This is a genomic window from Teichococcus aerofrigidensis (genome assembly GCF_054073225.1).
Map to the genome: position 1 here is coordinate 1 of NZ_JBSXMU010000161.1, position 6,231 is coordinate 6,231.

Here is a 6,231-nt window from a genome sequence, read left to right on the forward strand (position 1 = left end):
CATCTCCACCGTGGGGGGGGGGGGCGCCCCCCCCCCCCCCGCCGGCCCCCCCCCCGCCCCCCCGGGGGGGGGGGGGGGGCCGCCGCTCCCCTCCGCCCCGCTGCTCAAGCCGCGCCGGCGAGTTCGGCGAAGCGATCGAAGCTGATCGCGCCCGGCACGGTCTGGCTGCCGAAGACGAAGCTCGGCGTGGAACTGACCTTGTGCTCCTGCTCGCCCTTCAGCCGCCCCTCCAGGATGCCGCGGCGCAGCGCCTCGTCGGCGATGGCGGCGTCCACCTGCGCCCGGCCCATCCCGGCCAGGGCGGCGACCTTGGCGATCTCGCCGATATGGTCGGCGTCCCGGGCGAAGGCCCAGCGCTCCTGGCTCGCCAGCAGGGCCCCGATGAAGCCCTCATAGCGCTCGGCCGGCAGGGCGCGGGCCACCTGGGCGGCGGCGAGCGCCAGCTGGTCGAGCGGGAAGTCGCGCCAGACCAGGCGGACCTTGCCGGTCTCCACCAGGGTCTTCTTCACCTGCGGCCAGGTCTCCTTGTGGAAATGCGCGCAGTGCGAGCAGGTCAGGGAGAAGTACTCGATCACCGTCGCGCCGGCCTCCGGCTTGCCGGCGGCACGCTCGCCGAGGCGCGGATCGGCCCCGCCCTGGGCGCGTGCCGCCCGTATCCCGGCGAGCGGCGCGAGAATGGCGGGCGCTAGCATCAGCGTGCGGCGGGACAGCGGCATGGAGGAATCTCCTGAGGATCGAGAGGCGGCGCGGGCCAGGCGCGGCCGTGCTTAGAGCAAACGCCGGCCGGATGGAATTCTCCGGACACTCCCTGCTCCGGAGCGGCTTCTCTCCGATCGGGCGCGCCGGACACGCTCCCGCCGCAGATGGCGTGGCGGGGCGGGGCTGTCCATCCGGCGTTGCATTTCGCCATCAGTGGTCCCGCCCCGGCGGCCTCAGGAGCCGGTCGCGCGCCGGTAGACGCCCCGCCCCAGCCGCGCCAGGGCGGCGCGCAGCTCCGGGTCCTCCACCGAATCCAGCGCCCGGTTGACCGGTTCGGGGAGGGCGGCGGGCGCCGGGCGGGGAGCGCGGCGCGGCGCGGCGGGCATGGCGGACTGCACGAACCGCAGCCGCTCCACCACGCGCTGGCCGAGCGCGCCATTCACCTTGGCGATCAGCTGCGGCCCGAGATGCTGCAACTCCATGGCGACCGGGCCCGAGCAGCCCAGCGTCAGCGTGCCGCCGACCAGCCGTTGCGGCATGGTCTGCGCCGCCAGCACGGGGCCCACGATCTGCGGCCAGTCGGACATCAGATGCGCCGCCGCCGGGCTGCGCCGCCGGAAGGCCGGGCGGGTCACGCGCGGCAGCAGGGCGGCGACGGGGCGCAGGCCGAGATCGGCCCGCCAGGGCGCCTCCGCGGCCGGGGGCGCGGCCGAGGGGGATGAGGCGGGGGGGGATGAGGCGGGGGGGGATGAGGCGGGGGGGGATGAGGCGGGGGCGCGGCCGAAGCGGGCGCGGGGCCTGGCGGCGGCCTCGCCCGGCGCGTCGCCGCGGGGACTTTCATGGGGACTTCCACGGGGACTCCCATGGGGGCTTGCCTTGCGGCGCGCTTCGTCCTCTTCCTGCATCCGTGCTGCCCCCTGCCCCCGCCCTGCTCGCCTGGTACGACCGTCACCGCCGCGCCCTGCCCTGGCGCGAGGCGACGCGCGATCCCTACCGCATCTGGCTCTCCGAAGTCATGCTGCAGCAGACCACCGTCGCCGCCGTGACGCCGCGCTGGCGCCGCTTCCTGGCGCGTTTCCCGAGCGTCGGGGCCCTCGCCGCCGCGCCCTGGGAGGCGGTGGCCGAGGAATGGGCCGGGCTCGGCTACTATGCCCGCGCCCGCAACCTGCATGCCTGTGCCCGGGCCGTGGCGGAGCGGGGCGGCTTCCCCGACACCGTGGAGGGACTGCGCGCGCTGCCGGGCATCGGGGCCTATACCGCCGCTGCCATCGGCGCCATCGCCTTCGACCGGCCGGTGGTGCCGCTGGACGGCAATGTCGAACGCGTCACCGCCCGGCTGCTCGCCATCGAGGAGCCCCTGCCGGGCGCGCGCCCGCGCCTGGCCGCCCTGGCCCAGGGCTGGATGGAGCAGGCGGCGGCGCGCGAGCGGCCGGCGGATTTCGTGCAGGCGCTGTTCGACCTCGGCGCCACGATCTGCACGCCGCGCAACCCGGCCTGCGCCCTCTGCCCCTGGCGCGATGCCTGCCTCGGCCAGCGTGCCGGCATCGCCGCCGGCCTGCCGCGCAAGGCCCCCAGGGCGGCGCGGCCGCTGAAGCGCGGCGTGCACTTCCTGCTGACGGACGCCGCCGGGCGCATCCTGCTGCGCCGCCGCCCGCCCACCGGCCTGCTGGGCGGCATGCTCGGCCTGCCCGGCACCCCCTGGCGCGAGGAAGGCTGGACCGAGACCGAGGCGATGGCCTTCGCGCCCGCCGCCACGCCCAACTGGCGCCCGCTGCCGGGCGAGGCGCGGCATGGCTTCACCCATTTCGAGCTGCGCATGACCCTGCTGGCGGCCGAGGCGCCGCCCGGCCTCGTGGCGGAGGGCGAATGGCTTTCGCTGGACGCGGCCATCGCGGCGCTGCCGGGCGCCATGCAGCGGCTGCTGGCGCTTGCCGGGGAGGCGGGCATCGTGGCAAGCCCGGTGGATCAAGACGCCAGAACGGACCCTCCCCGATGACGATGATCCTGCCTTCCGCCCGGCGCGCCCGCACCGGTGCCCTGTATGCCGGCCTCGCCCTGCTGGGCTCCGCCGCGCTCGCCGCCTCGGCCCAGGTCAGCGTGCCGATGTGGCCGGTGCCGGCGACCCTGCAGACGCTGGTCGTGCTGCTGCTCGGCGCCCTGGGCGGCGCCCGCTTCGGCGCCGCCACCGTGCTGCTCTATCTGGCGGAAGGCGCCATGGGCCTGCCGGTCTTCGCCGGCGGCGGCGCCGGCCCGGCCGCGCTGATGGGCCCGACCGCCGGATACCTGCTGGGCTTCGCCGCCGCCGCCTGGCTGGCCGGCCACGCGCGGGGCGCGCTGCCGCGGCAGGCCGGGGTGCTGCTGGCCGCCCACCTGCTTCTCTTCATCCCCGGCGTGCTCTGGCTGGCCACCTTCACCGGCCTGGAGCAGGCCGTCATGGCCGGTTTCGTCCTCTTCATCCCCGGCACCCTGGTCAAGACGGGCCTGGCCCTGGCGGTGCTGCGCGCCACCGGGCGCCGCTGATCGCGCGGGGGTGGCGCAACCCACGCCGCCCCCGCGTCGTTTCCATCGGGAACAAGGCGCGAACAGGCGCCCGGAGGACCCGATGGCCAAACCCAAGGACGACACTCCCGCCGACACGGCGCCCAACAACACCGTCAAGGATCCCGACAACTGGACCACGGGCGAGGAGACCATGACCGGCGCCCAGGCCAGCTATCTGAGGACCCTGAGCGAGGAGGCCGGCGAGCCCTTCGAGGAAGGGCTGACCAAGGCCGAGGCCTCGAAGCGGATCGACGCGCTGCAGGCCAGGACCGGACGCGGGCGGGACCACTGAACCCTGTCCTCCTCTGGGCAAGGGTGATGCAGCCGCGTTAAGGGTGGGCCTGGGCCGCCAGGAAGGACCATGCCCGAACACCCGACCGTCCGGATCGTCGAAGCCGCCTCGCCCGAGGATATCGCGGCGATCCGCGGCCTCTTCGCTGAATATGCCCGGGGCCTCGGCATCGATCTCGCCTTCCAGCGCTTCGAGGCCGAGCTGGCCGGATTGCCCGGGGCCTATGCGCCGCCGCGCGGAATCCTCCTCCTGGCCCGCGGCAGAATGGCCAGGCCTCTCGGCTGCGTCGCCCTGCGCCCCATGGCTGCCGAGGGTGAGGCGGAGATGAAACGTCTCTATGTGCATCCCGAGGCGCGGGGCCACGACCTTGGCCGCCGCCTGGCCCGGTCGGTCCTCGACCACGCCGCCGCCATGGGCTACCGGCGCGTCCGGCTGGACACCCTCGCCTCCATGCAGGCGGCGCAGGCGCTCTACGCCGGTCTCGGCTTCCGCCGCACGGAAGCCTATTATGCCAACCCCCTGCCGGGGACGATCTACATGGCGCTGGAGCTGGACCACGGCCCGGCCCTCCCTTCGGGCAGGTGAGCCGGATGGGAGACGTGGGATGACGGAATGCCGCCTGGTCCTGGCCCGGGCCTCGGCCGGAGCCGGCGCGCGGATCGGCGCCGTGCGGGAGGCGCATCTCGCCCTCATCCGCCCCATGGCCGAGGCCGGATCGCTGATCCTCGGCGTGCCGCTGCTGGAGGAGGACGGCGCCTATCGGGGATCGCTGATGCTGGTGACGGAGGAAGCGCTCGAGCGCTACCTCGAGGCCGAGCCGTTCCGGCGCGAGGGAATCTGGGAGAGCCACACGGCTCATCCCTTCCGCATCGCCCCGCTGCCCTACCCTCCGCTTCCGGCGGGGCCCGCGCCCGGCCGGCCCAGCCATGTCATCGCCCTCGCCCGGGATGGCCAGGACAGCGCCGCGCCGGCACGCCGGATGGCGGCGCGCGAGGCGCATCTCGCCCGTGTCCGTCCGGCGGCGGCGGAGGGCCTGCTCGCCGTGGGCGGGGCGCTGCTGGACAGTCCGGGCGGGCGCATGATCGGCTCCCTGGCCATCACCGCGCATCCGGCGCCCGAGGCGGCCCGCGCCTGGTGGGCGGCGGACCCCTATGTGACGGAGGGCGTCTGGCGGGACGTCGAATGGCACAGCACCCGCTTCGCGCCCCTGCCCTACCGTCCCCTGCCCCATTGCCCCCTGCCTGGCGCGGCCTGAGCGGGGGCCGGCGGTCTCCGGCTCAGCGATCCAGCGCGCGCCAGCCGATGTCGCGGCGGCAGAAGCCGCCGGGCCAGCGCACGGCGTCCACCGCCTCATAGGCGGCGTCGCGCGCCGCCCGCAGGGACGCGCCACTGCCGGCGACGCCCAGGACGCGGCCGCCGGTGGCGATCAGCGACCCGTCCTCCGCCCGCGCCGTGCCGGCGTGGAAGATCTGGGCGCCGGGCACCTGCGCCGCCGCCTCCAGCCCCTCGATCACGCTGCCCTTGGCATAGGCGCCGGGATAGCCGCGCGCCGCCATGACCACGACCATCGCGGCCTCGCGCGACCAGCGCAGGGTGAAGCGGTCCAGCTCGCCGTCGCAGGCGGCCAGCAGCGCGGCCAGCAGGTCCGATTGCAGCCGCATCATCAGCACCTGGCATTCGGGATCGCCGAAGCGGACATTGAACTCGATCAGGCGTGGCCCCCCGTCCGTCAGCATCAAGCCGGCGAAGAGCACGCCGCGGAAGGGGGTGCCGCGCCGCGTCATCTCGGCCAGGGTGGGGCGGATGATGCGCGCCATCACCTCGGCCTCGATCTCGGGCGTGAAGGCGGGGGGCGGGGAATAGGCGCCCATGCCGCCGGTGTTCGGGCCGGTGTCGCCCTCGCCCACGCGCTTGTGGTCCTGCGCCGCCGCCATGGGCAGGGCGGTGGTGCCGTCGCACAACGCGAAGAAGGAGACCTCCTGCCCGACCAGGCATTCCTCGACCAGGATCTCGGCCCCGGCGGCGCCGTGGACGCGATCCTCCATGATCTCGGCGACGGCCCTCTCGGCCTCCTCGACGGAGGCCGCCACCACCACGCCCTTGCCGGCGGCCAGCCCGTCGGCCTTGACCACGATCGGCGCGCCCTTCTCCCGGATATAGGCGCGGGCGGCGGCGGGGTCGGTGAAGCGCGCCCATTCGGCGCCCGGCACGCCGGCGGCGGTGGCGACCTCGCGGGTGAAGGCCTTGCTGCCCTCGAGCCTCGCCGCCGCGGCGCTGGGGCCGAAGCAACGCAGCCCGGCGGCCGCGCAGGCATCGGCCAGGCCCAGCGTCAGCGGCGCCTCGGGGCCGACCACGACCAGATCGACCGCCTGCGCCGTCGCGAAGGCGACGAGGCCGGCGACATCCTCGGCGCCGATGGCGACGCATTCGGCGATCTCGGCGATGCCGGCATTGCCCGGCGCCACCCAGAGCCGGCTCAGCAGGCCGGAGCCCGAGAGCGCCCAGGCCAGGGCATGTTCGCGGCCGCCGCCGCCCACCAGGAGAACCTTCATCGCGCGCCTACCCCTCAAGCGGAACGGCGCCGCGCTAGCATGACGCGGGCGCCGCGTCAGCCCGCCCGCGCGCGGAGGCGGGACGCGTCGGACTGGCGGCCCCGCCAGGCACGGTAGGCGCCGACCGGCTCCGGGGTGGCGGTGGCC

At 75.5% G+C, this 6,231-nt stretch carries 8 protein-coding genes; 5 read left to right on the forward strand and 3 right to left on the reverse strand.

Annotated elements, in window-relative coordinates; genetic code table 11:
* Window positions 1–104 precede the first annotated feature (104 nt).
* Together ACVMLK_RS19325 and ACVMLK_RS19330 are read right to left on the reverse strand one after the other, a co-directional pair.
* Window positions 105–716 (reverse strand): DsbA family protein, encoded by a 612-nt coding sequence (locus tag ACVMLK_RS19325; protein WP_457487336.1) that lies wholly within the window; start codon window positions 714–716, stop codon window positions 105–107.
* A 216-nt stretch (window positions 717–932) separates the two neighbouring features.
* Window positions 933–1,364, reverse strand: coding sequence for a DUF721 domain-containing protein (locus tag ACVMLK_RS19330; RefSeq protein ID WP_457487342.1), 432 nt, complete (start codon window positions 1,362–1,364; stop codon window positions 933–935).
* A gap of 242 nt (window positions 1,365–1,606) precedes the next feature.
* Between ACVMLK_RS19330 and ACVMLK_RS19335 the strand changes: the two genes are divergently transcribed.
* From ACVMLK_RS19335 to ACVMLK_RS19355, 5 genes are all read left to right on the forward strand, one after another.
* The gene (locus ACVMLK_RS19335; protein ID WP_457487337.1) at window positions 1,607–2,695 is read left to right on the forward strand and encodes an A/G-specific adenine glycosylase; all 1,089 of its coding nucleotides are present in this window, start codon (window positions 1,607–1,609) and stop codon (window positions 2,693–2,695) included.
* Entirely contained in the window at window positions 2,692–3,219 is a 528-nt protein-coding gene (locus ACVMLK_RS19340) for a biotin transporter BioY (RefSeq protein ID WP_457487338.1), read from the forward strand. Before ACVMLK_RS19335 ends, ACVMLK_RS19340 begins: the two co-directional genes overlap by 4 nt.
* An 82-nt stretch (window positions 3,220–3,301) precedes the next feature.
* Entirely contained in the window at window positions 3,302–3,532 is a 231-nt protein-coding gene (locus ACVMLK_RS19345) for a DUF3072 domain-containing protein (protein WP_198366552.1), read from the forward strand.
* A 69-nt stretch (window positions 3,533–3,601) separates the two neighbouring features.
* On the forward strand, window positions 3,602–4,117 hold the full coding sequence (locus tag ACVMLK_RS19350) for a GNAT family N-acetyltransferase (RefSeq protein ID WP_457487339.1): 516 nt from the start codon (window positions 3,602–3,604) through the stop codon (window positions 4,115–4,117).
* 19 nt (window positions 4,118–4,136) lie between these two features.
* Window positions 4,137–4,787 carry a YciI family protein gene (locus ACVMLK_RS19355; RefSeq protein WP_457487340.1) on the forward strand — a complete coding sequence of 217 codons (651 nt, stop codon included), beginning with the start codon at window positions 4,137–4,139 and terminating at the stop codon, window positions 4,785–4,787.
* Window positions 4,788–4,809: 22 nt separating this feature from the next.
* Here ACVMLK_RS19355 and purD read toward each other — a convergent pair whose 3' ends face one another.
* Window positions 4,810–6,084, reverse strand: a complete 1,275-nt coding sequence (gene purD, locus ACVMLK_RS19360) for a phosphoribosylamine--glycine ligase (protein ID WP_457487341.1) — start codon at window positions 6,082–6,084, stop codon at window positions 4,810–4,812.
* Window positions 6,085–6,231: the final 147 nt, after the last annotated feature.

Coding starts and splice junctions, on each gene's coding strand:
- ACVMLK_RS19325 (WP_457487336.1), bottom strand. CDS start 716: ATGCCGCTGTCCCGCCGCACGCTGATGCTAGCGCCCGCCATTCTCGCG.
- ACVMLK_RS19340 (WP_457487338.1), top strand. CDS start 2,692: ATGACGATGATCCTGCCTTCCGCCCGGCGCGCCCGCACCGGTGCCCTG.
- ACVMLK_RS19345 (WP_198366552.1), top strand. CDS start 3,302: ATGGCCAAACCCAAGGACGACACTCCCGCCGACACGGCGCCCAACAAC.
- ACVMLK_RS19350 (WP_457487339.1), top strand. CDS start 3,602: ATGCCCGAACACCCGACCGTCCGGATCGTCGAAGCCGCCTCGCCCGAG.
- ACVMLK_RS19355 (WP_457487340.1), top strand. CDS start 4,137: ATGACGGAATGCCGCCTGGTCCTGGCCCGGGCCTCGGCCGGAGCCGGC.
- purD (WP_457487341.1), bottom strand. CDS start 6,084: ATGAAGGTTCTCCTGGTGGGCGGCGGCGGCCGCGAACATGCCCTGGCC.